The 14,194-nt window shown below is 68.1% G+C and carries 14 protein-coding genes; 7 read left to right on the forward strand and 7 right to left on the reverse strand.

Features of this window, described 5'->3' with window-relative positions:
* Positions 1-33: 33 nt before the first annotated feature.
* The 3 genes from xseA (at position 34) to H9656_RS06580 (ending at position 2,498) form a co-directional block, all read left to right on the forward strand.
* Positions 34-1,638 carry an exodeoxyribonuclease VII large subunit gene (gene xseA, locus H9656_RS06570; RefSeq protein ID WP_191743373.1) on the forward strand — a complete coding sequence of 535 codons (1,605 nt, stop codon included), beginning with the start codon at positions 34-36 and terminating at the stop codon, positions 1,636-1,638.
* 89 nt (positions 1,639-1,727) lie between these two features.
* The gene (locus tag H9656_RS06575; RefSeq protein WP_191743374.1) at positions 1,728-1,937 is read left to right on the forward strand and encodes a DUF2093 domain-containing protein; all 210 of its coding nucleotides are present in this window, start codon (positions 1,728-1,730) and stop codon (positions 1,935-1,937) included.
* Positions 1,938-2,003: 66 nt separating this feature from the next.
* Positions 2,004-2,498, forward strand: a complete 495-nt coding sequence (locus H9656_RS06580) for a response regulator (protein WP_191743375.1) — start codon at positions 2,004-2,006, stop codon at positions 2,496-2,498.
* On the opposite strand, the gene H9656_RS06585 is transcribed toward H9656_RS06580, so the two are convergent.
* Positions 2,495-3,394 (reverse strand): lysophospholipid acyltransferase family protein, encoded by a 900-nt coding sequence (locus H9656_RS06585; RefSeq protein ID WP_191743772.1) that lies wholly within the window; start codon positions 3,392-3,394, stop codon positions 2,495-2,497. The two genes, H9656_RS06580 and H9656_RS06585, sit on opposite strands and share 4 nt — an antisense overlap.
* Before the next feature lie 55 nt (positions 3,395-3,449).
* Positions 3,450-4,220, reverse strand: coding sequence for an SDR family NAD(P)-dependent oxidoreductase (locus H9656_RS06590; RefSeq protein WP_119412983.1), 771 nt, complete (start codon positions 4,218-4,220; stop codon positions 3,450-3,452).
* 109 nt (positions 4,221-4,329) lie between these two features.
* Between H9656_RS06590 and tipF the strand changes: the two genes are divergently transcribed.
* The gene (gene tipF, locus H9656_RS06595; RefSeq protein ID WP_191743376.1) at positions 4,330-5,598 is read left to right on the forward strand and encodes a flagella assembly cyclic-di-GMP phosphodiesterase TipF; all 1,269 of its coding nucleotides are present in this window, start codon (positions 4,330-4,332) and stop codon (positions 5,596-5,598) included.
* Between the two features lie 73 nt (positions 5,599-5,671).
* On the opposite strand, the gene ileS is transcribed toward tipF, so the two are convergent.
* Entirely contained in the window at positions 5,672-8,590 is a 2,919-nt protein-coding gene (gene ileS / locus H9656_RS06600; protein ID WP_191743377.1) for an isoleucine--tRNA ligase, read from the reverse strand.
* Between the two features lie 286 nt (positions 8,591-8,876).
* On the opposite strand from ileS, the gene H9656_RS06605 reads away from it, so the two are divergent.
* Positions 8,877-9,443, forward strand: coding sequence for a DUF3828 domain-containing protein (locus tag H9656_RS06605; protein WP_191743378.1), 567 nt, complete (start codon positions 8,877-8,879; stop codon positions 9,441-9,443).
* 4 nt (positions 9,444-9,447) lie between these two features.
* Here H9656_RS06605 and H9656_RS06610 read toward each other — a convergent pair whose 3' ends face one another.
* From H9656_RS06610 to H9656_RS06620, 3 genes are read right to left on the reverse strand one after another with little or no spacing between them, the layout of a single operon-like run.
* Positions 9,448-10,389 carry a bifunctional riboflavin kinase/FAD synthetase gene (locus H9656_RS06610; RefSeq protein ID WP_191743379.1) on the reverse strand — a complete coding sequence of 314 codons (942 nt, stop codon included), beginning with the start codon at positions 10,387-10,389 and terminating at the stop codon, positions 9,448-9,450.
* An 11-nt stretch (positions 10,390-10,400) separates the two neighbouring features.
* Complete coding sequence (locus H9656_RS06615) at positions 10,401-10,862, reverse strand: MaoC family dehydratase (protein ID WP_191743380.1); 462 nt, start codon at positions 10,860-10,862, stop codon at positions 10,401-10,403.
* Between the two features lie 38 nt (positions 10,863-10,900).
* Entirely contained in the window at positions 10,901-11,770 is an 870-nt protein-coding gene (locus tag H9656_RS06620) for a TIGR01459 family HAD-type hydrolase (RefSeq protein WP_191743381.1), read from the reverse strand.
* Positions 11,771-11,877: 107 nt separating this feature from the next.
* Between H9656_RS06620 and lspA the strand changes: the two genes are divergently transcribed.
* Both lspA and H9656_RS06630 read left to right on the forward strand, forming a co-directional pair.
* Positions 11,878-12,405, forward strand: coding sequence for a signal peptidase II (gene lspA, locus H9656_RS06625; protein ID WP_191743382.1), 528 nt, complete (start codon positions 11,878-11,880; stop codon positions 12,403-12,405).
* A 69-nt stretch (positions 12,406-12,474) separates the two neighbouring features.
* Positions 12,475-13,041, forward strand: a complete 567-nt coding sequence (locus tag H9656_RS06630; RefSeq protein WP_191743383.1) for a DUF3035 domain-containing protein — start codon at positions 12,475-12,477, stop codon at positions 13,039-13,041.
* Between the two features lie 68 nt (positions 13,042-13,109).
* Here H9656_RS06630 and ispH read toward each other — a convergent pair whose 3' ends face one another.
* Entirely contained in the window at positions 13,110-14,081 is a 972-nt protein-coding gene (ispH, locus tag H9656_RS06635; RefSeq protein ID WP_191743384.1) for a 4-hydroxy-3-methylbut-2-enyl diphosphate reductase, read from the reverse strand.
* Between the last annotated feature and the right edge of the window lie 113 nt (positions 14,082-14,194).

Below are 14,194 nucleotides of genomic sequence, written 5' to 3' on the forward strand. Positions count from 1 at the left end.
TGCGAGCGCGACGGCGGCGGTTAGGGTGCCCCCATGAGCTTCGACGACGACTACGCCTTTGAGGGCGCGGCCCCCGCGCCCGCCCGCGACAACAATCCGCCGCTGTCGATTTCGGAGCTGAGCTTCGCCCTGAAGCGCACGCTGGAGGAACGCTTCGGCCACGTGCGCCTGCGCGGCGAAATCTCCAAGGTCAACCGCCACGCCTCGGGCCACGTCTACCTGACGCTGAAGGACGACAAGTCGGCGATCGACGGCGTGATCTGGAAGGGCGTGGTGCGCGGCCTGGGCGTCCAGCCCGAGACGGGACTGGAAGTCATCGTCACCGGCAAGATCACCTCCTATCCGGCGCGGTCCTCCTATCAGATCGTCATCGAGAGCATGGAGGCGGCGGGCGCTGGCGCGCTTCTGGCCCAACTGGAGCGGCTGAAGGTGAAACTGCGCGACGAGGGCCTGTTCGATCCGGCGAAGAAGAAGGCCCTGCCGACCTTCCCGGCGACCATCGGCGTCATCACCAGCCCGACCGGCGCCGTCATCCGCGACATCCTGCACCGCATCGCCGAGCGCTGGCCCTGCCGCGTCATCGTCTGGCCGGTGGTGGTCCAGGGCGACGCCGCCTGCGGCCAGGTGTCCAACGCCATCCGCGGCTTCGACCAGATGACGCCGGACGGGCCGATCCCCCGCCCGGACCTGCTGATCGTCGCGCGCGGCGGCGGCTCGGTCGAGGACCTGTGGTGCTTCAACGACGAGGGCCTGGCGCGCACGGTCGCGGCCGCCCGCATCCCCATCATCTCGGCCGTGGGGCACGAGACTGACACCACCCTGATCGACTTCGTCTCGGACCGCCGGGCGCCGACCCCGACCGGCGCGGCCGAGATCGCCACCCCGGTGCTGGCCGATCTGCGCTGGGCGCTCAGCGATCTGGAGGGCCGTCTGTCGCGCGCCGGGGCGCGAATGCTGGAGGACCGCCGCACCCGCCTGCGCGCCGCCGCGCGCGGCCTGCCCGCCCGTCCCGAGGACCTTCTGGCCCTGCCGCAGCAACGCCTGGACCACGCCGCCAGCCGCCTGGGCTCGGGCCTGCACCGCAACGTCGCCGTGCATGAGCGCCAGCTGGCGGTCGCCGCAGGTCGGCTGACGCCGGGCCTGCTGCGCGCCCGCGTCGAGCGCGGTCAGGACCGCCTGCGCGGCGCCGCCGACCGTCTGGGCGCCGCGCTTCAGGCCGGGGTCGCCCGCAACGAACGTCGGCTGCTGCAAACGGCGGGCCGCCTCAGCCCCGCACCCCTTCACCGCCGCCTTGATCAGCGGCAGGCGCGGCTGGAGGCCCTTGGCGTGCGTCTGGATGGCGTCATGCCAAGGCGGTTGGAGCGCGCCGAGGACCGCCTCGCCGCCCTGTCCCGCGCCCTCACGACGCTGGACCCCAAGCGGCCAAAGCCTGGCTTCGCTCGCATCGAGAACGCCGACGGGGCCATGATCGCCTCCGCCGCGGCCTTGTCGCCGGGGCAGGAAGTGCGCATCGTTTTCGGCGATGGCGCGAAAGGAGCGATCATCGAAGGCGAAGGCCCGGCGCCGCGTCCGGCGCCTACGCCCAAACCCGCCCCGCGCCCGAAAGCGCCACCAGTGGGTCAAGGCGACCTGTTCTAGCTGACTTTCTGCTGGCGGCGACCGGGTAAGCGGGGGCTGGCGCGCCATTCGGCTCTCGTCCCGCGCCCTGTCCGGGTTATGATGGCGTCATGAGCACGCAGATTCCTCAAGACTCGAGCCAGGCGGCCCGCCTGCATTACGGCGACGGCGAGTTCGCCGTTCTGTCCGCGGGCGCCTTTGTGCGCTGCGCGGTCACAGGCGCCGCCATCCCGCTGACAGCCGTTCGCTACTGGTCCGTGGAGCGTCAGGAGGCCTACGCCGGCCCTCGCGAATATCTGACCGCTGCGTCGACGAGTTAAAACGCGTCGGCGGTTTGCCCCTCCTGTCCGCCGGCTCGTCCGGTTTTTCCGTCTGCCGGTGCTCCGATGTCCGCCCTGAGTTCGATCCATGTTCTGCTGGTCGATGACAATCCGAACATGCGCGCCATCGTCGCCGCCATGCTGAAGTCCGTCGGCGTCGGCCGCCTGACCGAGGCGGAGGACGGAGCCGCCGCGCTCGAACTGCTGCGTCAACAGTCCATCGACATCGCCATCGTCGATTTCCGCATGAAGCCGATGGACGGCGCGGCCTTCACCCGCGCCGTGCGCAACGAGGCCGACAGCCCCAACCCCTATCTGCCGGTGATCATGATGACCGGCCATTCCGAGAAAAGCCGCGTGACCGAAGCCCGCGACGCCGGGGTCACCGAGTTCGTCGCCAAACCCGTCAAGGCCCAGACACTGCTGAGCCGGATCGAGGCGGTGATTCTGCGCCCCCGCCCCTTCGTGCGCGCGACCGGTTATTTCGGCCCGGATCGCCGTCGCACCCGAAGCGAGGGCTACGCCGGGCCGTTCCGCCGCGCCGAAGACGGGCAGGCTTAGGCGTCCGACGCTCGCAGCGCCTCATAGACCTGAGGCGGCCAGCGCTTGTGCACCCAGAACCAGTCGACCGGATGCTCGCGCACCCGGTCCTCGACAAAGCGATTGGCCGCCTGGACGCCCGCCAGGACATCAGCCGCCTTGTCGCCCGTGTCGGGCACGGCGATCGGCTCGTGCGCCGTTACGCGGAAGCGCACGCCGGGCAGGCGCACTACTGACAGGGGCTGCATCACCGTGCCGAACTTCAGCGCCATGCGCGCCGCCCCGGGCGACGCGTTGACCGGCTGGCCGAAGAACTCGACCTCCGGCCCCTGATTGTATTTCTGGTCGACCAGCAGGGCGATGGATTCGCCGCGCTTCATCCCCATCATCAGCTCTCGCGTGCCGTCGCCCTTGGGCGCGAACAGCTTGATGCCGTAACGCTCGCGGCTCTGGCGGATCAAGGCGTCGACGTAAGGGTTGTTGGCCGCGCGATAGGTCACCTGGCACGGCACCCCCGCCGCCATGATGACCGCCGCCATGACCTCGAAATTGGCCAGATGGCCCGAAATCAGCACCACCGGGCGGCCAGAATCGCGCACGGCGTGCAGCCGCTCCAGCCCGACAATGTCGATGCGGCCGCTTTCCGGCGTCAGCCGGTCCATGACCGCCAGTTCGGCGAAGGTGCGGCCCGTCTGCTCCCACTGATCCACGGCCAGACGGTCGCGCTCGCTCGCGTCCATGTCGGGGAAGGCGATGCGCAGGTTGCGCGTCACCGTTTTGTGGGTGCCGGTCAGCGGCCCCAGCGTCCGCAGCAGCGCGCCGCCGAAGCCCGAGGCGCGCTCGACGCCCATCAGGCGCAGAAAGCCGAACAGCCCCTGGAAGGCCGCCGCTTCAAGCCGCCAGTTCAGGTCCCGCAGAAACGGGACCTCTGTATGTGCGCTACCGCCCTTTGGGCTGCTTGAGCGCGTTTGTTCACCAGGCAATCGTCAGTCCGCCGTCCACCACCAGGGTCTGGCCGGTCACATAGGCCGACGCAGGGCTGCACAGATAGACCGCCGTGCCGGCGATTTCATCCGGTTGACCGATCCTTTTCAGCGGAGCGGGGTCGGTGACGGTCTTCAGCAGCTCGGGATTCTCCCACAGGTAGCGAGCGAAATCGGTCTGGACCAGGCCCGGAGCAATGCAGTTCACCCGCACGTTCGACGGCCCGTATTCCACCGCCAGATTGCGCGCCAGCTGCATGTCCGCGGCCTTGGAGATATTGTAGGCGCCGATCAGGCCGTTTCCGCGCAGGCCGCCGATGGAGGAGATGATCAGGATCGCCCCGTCCTTCCGCTCCAGCATCTCGGGGGCGACCATCTGGATCAGCCAGTGGTTGGAGATGACGTTGTTCTGCAGGATCTTTTCGAACTGCTCGTCGGCGATGCCGGCCATCGGCCCGGCATAGGGATTGGTCGCCGCATTGCACACCAGAATGTCGATCCGGCCGAAAGCGGCGCGGGTGTCGTCGACCAGCCGCTGCAGGTCTTCCTTGGAGGCGATGTTGGCGGGAATGGCGATGGCGCGGCCCTCGCCGTGCTTGTCGTTGATGGCGACGGCGACCTCTTCGCACGGCCCGGCCTTGCGCGAGGAGATGACGACGCGCGCGCCGTGTTCGGCCAGACGCTCGGCGATGGCCTTGCCGATGCCCTTGGAGGAGCCGGTGATGATGGCGACCTTGCCGCTCAGATCGAACAATTCCATGCGTTAACCTCCTTTTACCGCCCGTTTAACGGTGCAGACCCTAGCCGTTAGGCTTCGTTAACGTGATACTTGATCGATTCTATAGGGAAAGGCGGTTCTGACCGGCCTCATGCGAAAGATCACCGGCGGCTTCCTGTTCTTCGGCTACCTGTTCCTCGCCCTGACCATCGGGGCGATGATTTGGCGCGCCGGTCTGGGAGCGGGCGCGGGCGCGGCCGGGGTGCTGGGCGCGCTGGGGATACTGGCTGGCGCCCACGCCATTGTCACGGGCATGGCCGACCGCCGCGCCCTGCGTCTGGAGATCGGCAAGGTGCGCGAGGCCCACCGCCTGCTGGCCGACGCGATGGAGTCGACGCAAGGCGCCCTGACCGAACTGGCGCAGGCCATCGAGACCGGCGCCCTGTCGCGCACCGACGCCCTGACCGGCGAGGTGCGCATGCTTGAAGGTCTGGTCCAGCAGATGAGCGCCTCGATCGAGGAGCGGCTGGCCGCCTCCACCCTGACCGCCGACACCTTCGAGGGCCGTCGCCAGGTCCAGTCGAACACCCTGCTGAAGACCGTCCACGACGCCCTCAGCGAGAACCGCGTCGACCTGTATCTGCAGCCCGTCGTGACCCTGCCCCAGCGGCGGACGGTCTATTATGAGAGCTTCACCCGTCTGCGCGATCCGTCGAACCGGGTGATGATGCCCGCCGAATACCTGTCGGTGGCCGAGGGCGAAGGCCTGCTGCCGGCCATCGACAATCTGCTGCTGTTCCGCTGCGCCCAGATCGTGCGCCGCCTGGCCGCGCAGGACCGCAAGGTCGGCGTCTTCTGCAACATCTCGCTCGCCTCGCTAGGCGACGAGACCTTCTTCCCGCAGTTCCTCGACTTCCTGAACCAGAACCGCGACCTGAAAGACGCCCTGATCTTCGAACTGGGTCAGGCCACTTTCGACGCGCGCGGCGCCATCGAGGCCCGCAACATGGCCAAGCTGGCTGACCTGGGCTTCCGCTTCTCCATCGACAAGGTGCAGACGCTGGACCTGGACTTCGCCGACCTGCAACGCTCGGACGTGCGCTTCATCAAGGTGGCGGCCGACCTGCTGATCGAACAGCTGCTGGATCTCGACGGCGCCGCCCCCCTGCCCAGCCAGCCCGATATCCGCGCCGGAGACTTCGCCCCGCTGACCCGCCGCCACGGCCTGGAGCTGATCGCCGAAAAGGTCGAGAGCGAGAAACAGGTCGTCGACATCCTCGAACTGGACGTCGCCATGGGCCAGGGACACCTGTTCGGGGAGCCGCGCGCCATCAAGGAAGCCGTCCTGGCTGAAACCGATCCGCCCGCCGACTTCGTCCTCTCGACGCTGAAATCGGCCGAGCAGAGGGTGCGGCTCTAAGAGCCGGCTTCTTCTCCACTGGATCGCGAAAGACGAAAAAGGCCCCTCCGTCGAAACGAAGGGGCCTGATCCTTTAAGCCTTTTGCGCGTCCAGCCAGCGGACCGCGTCAGCATCCCGGGCCGACAGGTCGGGATAATCGACGTCCGAGCCGACATCCGGCACCCGGCGCCATGAGCGGGCGCACTTTGGATGATCAGCCAGCTTGACCTCGACGGTCACCGCATCGCCCCCAGCGACCAGTTCGGCGCCCGAGGTGCGGAACACCTCGGCGGCGTCCAGCCCTTCGAACGGGGCCAGCAGTTCGGCCGGAGCCGTCACCACCGGCCAGGCGTCCAGCGCCCCGCCGATGGCCTTGTCGCGTCGCGCCGCTTCCAGCGCCTCGTTGACGACCTCCAGCACCGTCTCGACGTTGGCCCAGCGTTCGGCCTCGGCCGTGTTGCGCCACTGGTCCGGCGTCTCGGGGATCATCCGCGCGCAGTTGGTGCCGGCGTCGGGGAAGCGAGTCGTCCACGCCTCGTCCATGGTGAAGGGCGTCAGCGGCGCCAGCCAGGCGGTCAGGCGAGCGAACACCTCATCCATCACCGTGCGCACGGCGCGGCGCTTGATGCTGTCGGGACGGTCGCAATAAAGGCTGTCCTTGCGCACGTCGAAATAGAGGGCCGACAGGTCGCCCGAGCAAAACTCCAGCACCGGTCGCACCACGTCCTGGAAGCGATACTCCTCGTAGGCCCCGCGCACCTGGCCATCCAGTTCCCACAGGCGGTGCAGGATGAACTGCTCCAGCGGGGGCATCTGGTCGTAAGGCAGGCGCTCGGCCTCGTCGAAGCCGTTCAGCGCGCCCAGCAGATAGCGGACGGTGTTGCGCAGCTTGCGATAGGCGTCGACCGTGGTCTGCAGTATCTGCTTGCCGATGCGCTGATCGTCGGAATAGTCGACCAGGGCCACCCACAGGCGCAGGATGTCGGCGCCCGACTCCTTGATGACGGTCAGCGGATCGACCGTATTGCCGCGCGACTTGGACTGCTTCTCGCCGTTCTCGTCGAGGGTGAAGCCGTGGGTCAGGACGGCCTTGAACGGCGCCCGCCCGCGCGTGCCGCAGCCTTCCAGCAGCGACGACTGGAACCAGCCGCGGTGCTGGTCCGAGCCTTCCAGATAGAGGTCGGCGGGCCAGTGCGACGGGCGGTCGCCCGTGTAGCCGCTCTCGGCCGTGCGCGGGTCCAGCGTGAAGGCGTGGGTCGAGCCTGAGTCGAACCACACGTCGAGGATGTCGGTGACCTTCTCGAACCGCTCAGGATCGTGCGCACCTAGGAAGTCGGCGTCGGGGGCCGAGAACCAGACGTCGGCGCCGCCTTCGGCCACGGCCTTGACGATGCGGGCGTCGACCTCGGGATCGTGCAGCGGCTGGCCGGTCTGCTTGTCGACGAACATGGCCAGCGGAGTGCCCCAGGCGCGCTGACGGCTGATCAGCCAGTCGGGGCGGCCCTCGACCATCGAGCGGATGCGGTTCTTGCCCGCCGCCGGATGGAAGGCGGTGGCGTCGATGGCGTTCAGGGCGCGGTCGCGCAGGGTGTCGCCGTCCTCCAGCGCCTCATCCATGCGGATGAACCACTGCGGCGTATTGCGGAAGATGATGGGGGCCTTCGAGCGCCACGAATGCGGATAGGAGTGCTCCATCCGGCCGCGCGCCAGCAGGTTGCCGGCCTCGATCAGCTTCTCCATCACCGCGCCGTTGGCGGGACCGAACTTGCCGGTCTTCTTGCCTTCGGTCTCCAGCACCTTCAGACCCGCGAACAGGGGAACGTGCTCATAATAGGCGCCGTCGGGATCGACCGTGTCCGGCACCTCGCGATGACCGTGGGCCAGCCAGACGGCGAAGTCGTCCGCGCCGTGGCCCGGCGCCGTGTGGACGAAGCCGGTCCCGGCGTCGTCCGTGACGTGGTCGCCCGCCAGCAGCGGCACGGAGAAGCCGTACCCGCTGTCCAGCGCGGCCAGCGGGTGGGCGCATTCCAGACCCGACGGGTCGATGTCGTAGACGCGCGTCCAGGCGGCGATCTTGGCGGCCTTGAACACCTCTTCGGCCAGTTTGTCGGCGATGATGAAGCGGTCGCCCGGCTTGGCCCAGGGCTCATAGTCCAGCCCTTCTTCCAGGGCCGTGACCTCATACAGGCCGTAGTTGATTTCGGGGCCGTAGCTGATCGCGCGGTTGGCCGGGATGGTCCACGGCGTGGTGGTCCAGATCACGATCGACGGCGTCGCCGTGCGAAAGGCCAGCAGGTCGTCCGGGTGGCTGTCCGTCGCGCCGACCACCGGGAACTTCACCCAGACGGTGGGCGAGACGTGGTCATGATACTCGACCTCGGCGTCGGCCAGCGCCGTGCGCTCGACCGGCGACCACATCACCGGCTTGGAGCCGCGATACAGCTGGCCCGAGTTCTTGAACTTGTGGAACTCCGCGACGATGGCCGCCTCGGACGTGAAGTCCATGGTGGCGTAGCGATTGGCGAAGTCGCCGGTGATGCCCAGACGCAGGAACTGGTCGCGCTGCAGGTCGATGTATTTGCCGGCGTACTCGCGGCAGGCGGTGCGGAACTCCTCCTTGGAGACCTCATCCTTGCGGCGGCCCTTGGCGCGGAACTGCTCCTCGATCTTCCACTCGATCGGCAGGCCGTGGCAGTCCCAGCCGGGGACGTAGTCGACGTCGTAACCCAGCAGGAAGCGCGAGCGGACCACGAAGTCCTTCAGCGTCTTGTTCAGGGCGTGGCCGATGTGGATGTCGCCGTTGGCGTAGGGCGGGCCGTCGTGCAGCACATACAGCGGCGCCTTTTGGGCCTGACGGACGCTCCGCAGATGACCGTAGAGGTCGCCCCACTGGGCCAGGATTTCCGGCTCCTTCTTGGGCAGCCCCCCGCGCATGGGGAACGGCGTCTCGGGCAGGAAGACGGTGTCGCGATAGTCGCGGCCGGAAGGGGTCTGAGTGTCGGCGTCGGCCATGAGATGTCTTTTCGTCTTGTCGCGCGCGGCCGCTTGAAAAGCGGCGTCAGGCGTCAGTCTAGCGTGAAGGCGCCGGACGGCCCATGCCCTGATGGCTCAAGGCGGCGTCGTCTCGGCGGAATGTTTCGAGAAATCCCGACGTGCGCGGGGCTGTCAGCCCTGCAGCGCTACGCCGGGCGGCTAATCGAAATCGGACGGATCACGCGAACGGTCATGATGGGAAAGCTCTAGCAGACCCCGCGCCCCCTGCGCCATAGTCCAGACGAACAGATGGGAGAGGGATCCGATGCGTGTTCAAGCCTTGGCGACGGCGGCCGTGTTGGCCCTGACAGCGGCCGCCTGCTCGGAACAGAAGAGCGCCCCTGCCCCTGCGGAATCGGCGGCCCCCGCCCTGACCGGCCGCGCCGCCGTCTATGCGGCGGGCGAAAAAGACGCCGAAGCCTTCGTGCGCGCCCTCTACGCCCGCGTCAGCGAGCCGAAGGACACGCCCGACCCGGCCGAAGCGACCATCACCCCCGGCCGCGACCCGCTCTATTCGCGCACCATGAACGCCCTGATCGGTGTCGACGACCGCGAAGCCAAACGCAAGAAAAGCGCGCCTCACCTCAACTACGATCCGATCTGCGCCTGCCAGGACGCCGAGGCCTTCGCCCTGAAGAGCGTGACGATGACGCCCGACGGCCCGCAGGCCGCGACCGCCGAGGTCGTTTTCGCCAACGCCGGCAAAGACCACCGCCAGACGCTCAAGCTGCTGAAGGAAGGCCCGATGTGGCGCATCGCCGACGTCATCGACGACAAGGGCAAGTCGCTGCATGATGACCTGATGGCCATCGCCGAAAAGGCGCCGGGCTGAGGCGTCAGCCCAGTACGGCCCTCGCGGCGGCGGCGTCGGCGTCGATCTGAACCTTGAGCGCGTCGAGGCCGTCGAACTTCATCTCGCCGCGCAGGAAGGCGATCAGTTCGGTCTCCAGCACCTGACCGTAGAGGCTCTCATTGAAGTCCAGCAGCCAGACTTCCAGCAGGGGCTGTTCGATCTCGAACATCGGGCGGACGCCCAGATTGGCGACGCCGTTGATGACTCGCCCGTCCGGCAGGCGGGTGCGCGTCGCATAGACCCCATAGGCGGGGCGCATATAGTCGCCCATGGCCATGTTGGCGGTGGGCACGCCGATGGTGCGCCCGCGCTTGTCGCCGTGGATCACCTCGCCCTGAATGGCGAACGGCCGGCCCAGGATGACGGCGGCGCGGTCCATGTCGCCGGCCTTCAACGCCTCTCGCACGGCGCTGGACGACAGCTTGAGCCCCGAGGCGTCGTCGATGCGGTCGGTGACGGAGACGGTGAAGCCCAGCGTCTCGCCGTAGGTCCGCAGCAGGGCCGGCGAGCCTGAGCGGCCCTTGCCGAAGGTGAAGTCGAAGCCGACGGCGGCGTGGACGATCCCCAGACCTTCGGACAGGACGCGGCGGGCGAACTCCTCGTCCGACATGCCGGCCATCTCGCGGTCAAACGGCAGCAGATACAGGCGGTCGACGCCCAGCGGCGCCAGAGCGCGGGCCATCTGGTCCGGCGTCATCAGGCGAAAGGGCGCCGCCTCGGGCTGGAACAGACGGCGCGGATGAGGATCGAAGCTGACCACGGCCAGGGGCACGCCCAGGCGTTCCGCCGCCTCGCGCGCCGAGGCGATGACCGCCTGATGGCCGCGATGCACGCCGTCGAAAGCCCCGACGGCGACGGCCGCCCCCTTCTGCGCGTCCGTCAGGCCGCGCCAGCCGCGGATGACCTCGACTTCCTTGGAGACCATCGCCTCGGCTTTCAGCGGGCCGAAGGCTTGCGGCGACGCGGCACGCGCACGACGGCCACGCCGTCCATGACCAGCTTGTCCTCGACAAAGCCTTCGCAGCGCAGTTCGCCGCGCGCGCTGTCATGGTCCAGGGCGATGACGGTGATGACGATCCGCACCGTGTCGCCGATGCGCACCGGGAAGTGGAAAGCCAGCGTCTGGGAGATGTAGATCGAGCCCGCGCCCGGCAGGATCGTTCCCACCACCGCCGAACCGAAGGCCGCCGACAGCAGGCCGTGGGCGATGCGGCCGCGATAGGCCGTCTTGGCGGCGAAGGCCTCATCCAGATGCACCGGATTGAAGTCGTCGGACGCCTCGGCGAACAGACGAATCCGCTCTTCCGTGACGTGGACCGTCTTCTCGGCGGCCATGCCGACGTGGAGTTCGTCGAGGATGTAGCCCCCCGAGGGGTGCGCTTGGACCAGATCAACCATGTGCGGCCTTTAAGGCAGGAGCGACGAAATGGCGAGACTTACCAGGTCAGTTCCAGCGCGGCGTAGCGAGCGAACGTCGTCTCGGCTCGGAGCAATTCCGCCGCGCGGGCCGGATCCAGGGTCCCGTCGGCCGCCTTGGCCGCGTCGCCGTGGATGCCCTGGGCGATGAACAGGCAGTCCAGCGCCTGCTCGGCGGCGCCGAGGACATCGGTCACCACCCCGTCGCCGATGCACAGCACACGCGAGCGATCCGCCGGACCGCCCAGCAGCTTCTCGGCTTCCTTCAGCGCCAGGGCGTAGATCGGAGCGAACGGCTTGCCCGCCATGATCACCCGCCCGCCCATCGACTCGTACAGATCAGCGATGGCGCCGCCGCAATAGATGATCGTGTCGCCGCGCTGCACCACGCGATCGGGGTTGGCGCAGATCAGCTCCAGTCCGCGTTCAGCCGCCGGCGCCAGACGTTCGCGATAGTCCTCGGGCGTCTCGGTGGTGTCGTCATAAGGCCCGGTGACGGAAATGAAGGCGGCGTCTTCGGCGCCGTGGGCGTCGGTCAGGTCCAGGCCCTCATACAGGGCGAAGTCCCGTTCCGGGCCAATGATCCAGGCCGGGCCGGGCGCGCGGCGCGCCAGCTCCATCCGGGTGGCGTCGCCCGAAGTGACAAAGGCCTTCCAGGCGCTGCGCGGCACGCCCAGGCCGTCCAGTTGAGCCACCACGTCCGAAGACGGGCGCGGCGAGTTGGAGATCAAGACGACATGGCCGCCCTTCTCGTTGAACTTCGTCAGGGCGTCGCAAGCGGCGGCCCAGCTCTCGCGGCCGTTGTGGATCACGCCCCAGACGTCGCAGAGCAGGATATCGTAGTCTGCGGCGACGGCGGACAGGCGGGGCAACGGATGAGGCTGGGTCATGCCCCGCTTATAGCGAGTGAAAACCGGGGGGAAAGGCCGGGACCATGATCGGGTGGTCTGCGCTTTCCCTCTTCGCCCCCGCACGTCTTCCTGCTAACCGGCTGGACATGAAGATTTCCCGTCTCGCGCTGGGCGCCTACGGCATCGCCCTGGCCGTCATCATCCTGGACCAGTTGACCAAGGCCTGGGTGCTGGGGGCCATCGACGCCGCCCATATCTCACACATTCCTGACGGCTATCGCATCGCCGAGGTCGCGCCCCCGGTCTTCAACCTGACCTATGTGCTGAACACGGGCGTCAGCTTCGGCCTGTTCGGCGGCGGCGCCGGGCGCTGGATCCTGAGCATCTTCTCGGTCGTGGTGGCGGGCCTGCTGGCCTGGTGGGCGTTGCGGGCGGATCGCCGCCTGCTGGTCGCCGCGATCGGCCTTGTCATGGGCGGCGCCGTCGGCAATGTGATCGACCGCATCCGCTTCGGCGGCGTGGTGGACTTCCTCGATTTTTCGCGCACCGGCCTGTTCCCCTGGATCTTCAACGTGGCCGACAGCGGCATCACGGTCGGCGTCATACTGCTGATCCTGGACAGCTTCCTGTCCGAGCGTCGCACGACAGTTGGCGCGGCCCACGAAAAGTCGTAATCACACCCTCTTAACTTATCGACCCGAGCCAGCGTCCCGATGGGCGCGCCTCCCGGAGCCGAACGACCCATGCGTATCCGTCCCGTCCTGATCGCGACCCTGGCCGCTGGTGCGGCCCTCAGCCTGAGCGCTTGCGGATCGATGAAGCAGAGCATCGGCCTGACCAAGGTCGTGCCGGACGAATTCGTCACCGTAGCCAGCGCCCCCCTGGTTGTGCCGCCTGAGTACGGCCTGACCCCGCCCTCGCCGGGCGCACCGCGTCCGCAGGAACTGGCCCCCGAAAGCGCCGCCCGCCAGATCCTGCTGGGTCAGCGCCAGGCCGTGACCCGCACGCCGGGCGAACAGGTCCTGGCCGCCGAGGCCGGCGCCGACCGCGCCGATCCGCTGGCCCGCTATGTCGTCGACGACGAGTTCGGCAATCTGGCGCACAAGGAAGAAAGCTGGGCCAATCGCCTGATGTTCTGGCGCAAGGACGATCCCGCCAGCCAGGCCGCCACGGTCACCCAGACGCCCGAAGGCGCCAAGACCATCGATCCCTCCAGCGAACACGCCCGTCTGGAAGCGCTGACCGGCGGCCGCGAAGGCATCACCATCGCCCCGCGTCGCGACACCCGGTTCAAGCTGCCGGGCCTGTAAGCGGCCCCAAGCGTTCGAAACTTTAGAGGCGCGTTCGTTTCGACGGACGCGCCTTTTTCTTGTGCGGTTCAGGTCGTCAGGGCGCGGGGCAGTTTGAAGGTCACCGTCTCGCGGGCGCCATCGTCCTCGGTCACTGTCACGTCGAAGCGGGTCCTCAGGGCGTCGATCACCCCCTGCACCAGCGGTTCGGGCGCCGAGGCCCCGGCGGTCAGGCCGACCGTCTCGACCCCGTGGAACCAGCTCCAGTCCAGATCGCCCGCATCATCGACCAGACGCGCGTCGCCCGCCCCGGCCTTCAGCGCCACATCCACCAGCCGCGCCGAGTTGGACGAGTTCTTCGACCCCACCACCAGCACCAGGCCGCAACCGTCGCCCAGACGCTTAACCGCCTCCTGACGGTTGGTGGTGGCGTAACAGATGTCTTCCTTGTGCGGGTCGGGCAGTTCGGGGAAGCGCCGTTTCAGCGCCGCCAGGATCTCGGCCGTATCGTCCACCGACAGCGTCGTCTGGGTGGCGTAGGCCAGCGGCTGATCGCCGGGACGCTGGAAGGCTTCCGCATCCTCGACCGTCTCCACCAGACTGATGGCCCCGGCGGGAAGTTGGCCCATCGTGCCGACGACCTCGGGGTGGCCCGCGTGGCCGATCAGGATGACGTGGCGGCCGGCCGCGAAATTGCGCTCGGCCTCGACGTGGACCTTGGACACCAGCGGGCAGGTGGCGTCGAGGAACAGCATCTCGCGCGAGCGCGCCGTCGCGGGCACCGACTTGGGCACGCCGTGCGCCGAGAAAACGACTGGCCGGTCGTCCGGGCACTCGTCCAGTTCCTTGACGAAGACGGCGCCCAGCCCCTTCAGCCGATCCACGACGTGGCGGTTGTGGACGATCTCATGGCGCACATAGACCGGAGCGCCATATTTCTCGATGGCGCGCTCGACGATCTGGATGGCCCGATCGACGCCGGCGCAGAAGCCGCGCGGCGTCGCCATGCGGACCGTAAGGGAGCGTCGTTGAAACTGTGAGGGCGGGACAGGCGCGTTCATGACCGCGAACTTAGGCCTTTGCGCACCGGATCGCCACCGGAAGTCCGCGCGCCGTTTGCCGCGCCTCGCTTTAGCCGCTATCACCACCCAGCGTGGCCCGTTCGGGCGTCTGA

Origin of the sequence: Brevundimonas guildfordensis, from assembly GCF_014836405.1 — a bacterium.
Lineage (GTDB): Bacteria > Pseudomonadota > Alphaproteobacteria > Caulobacterales > Caulobacteraceae > Brevundimonas > Brevundimonas guildfordensis.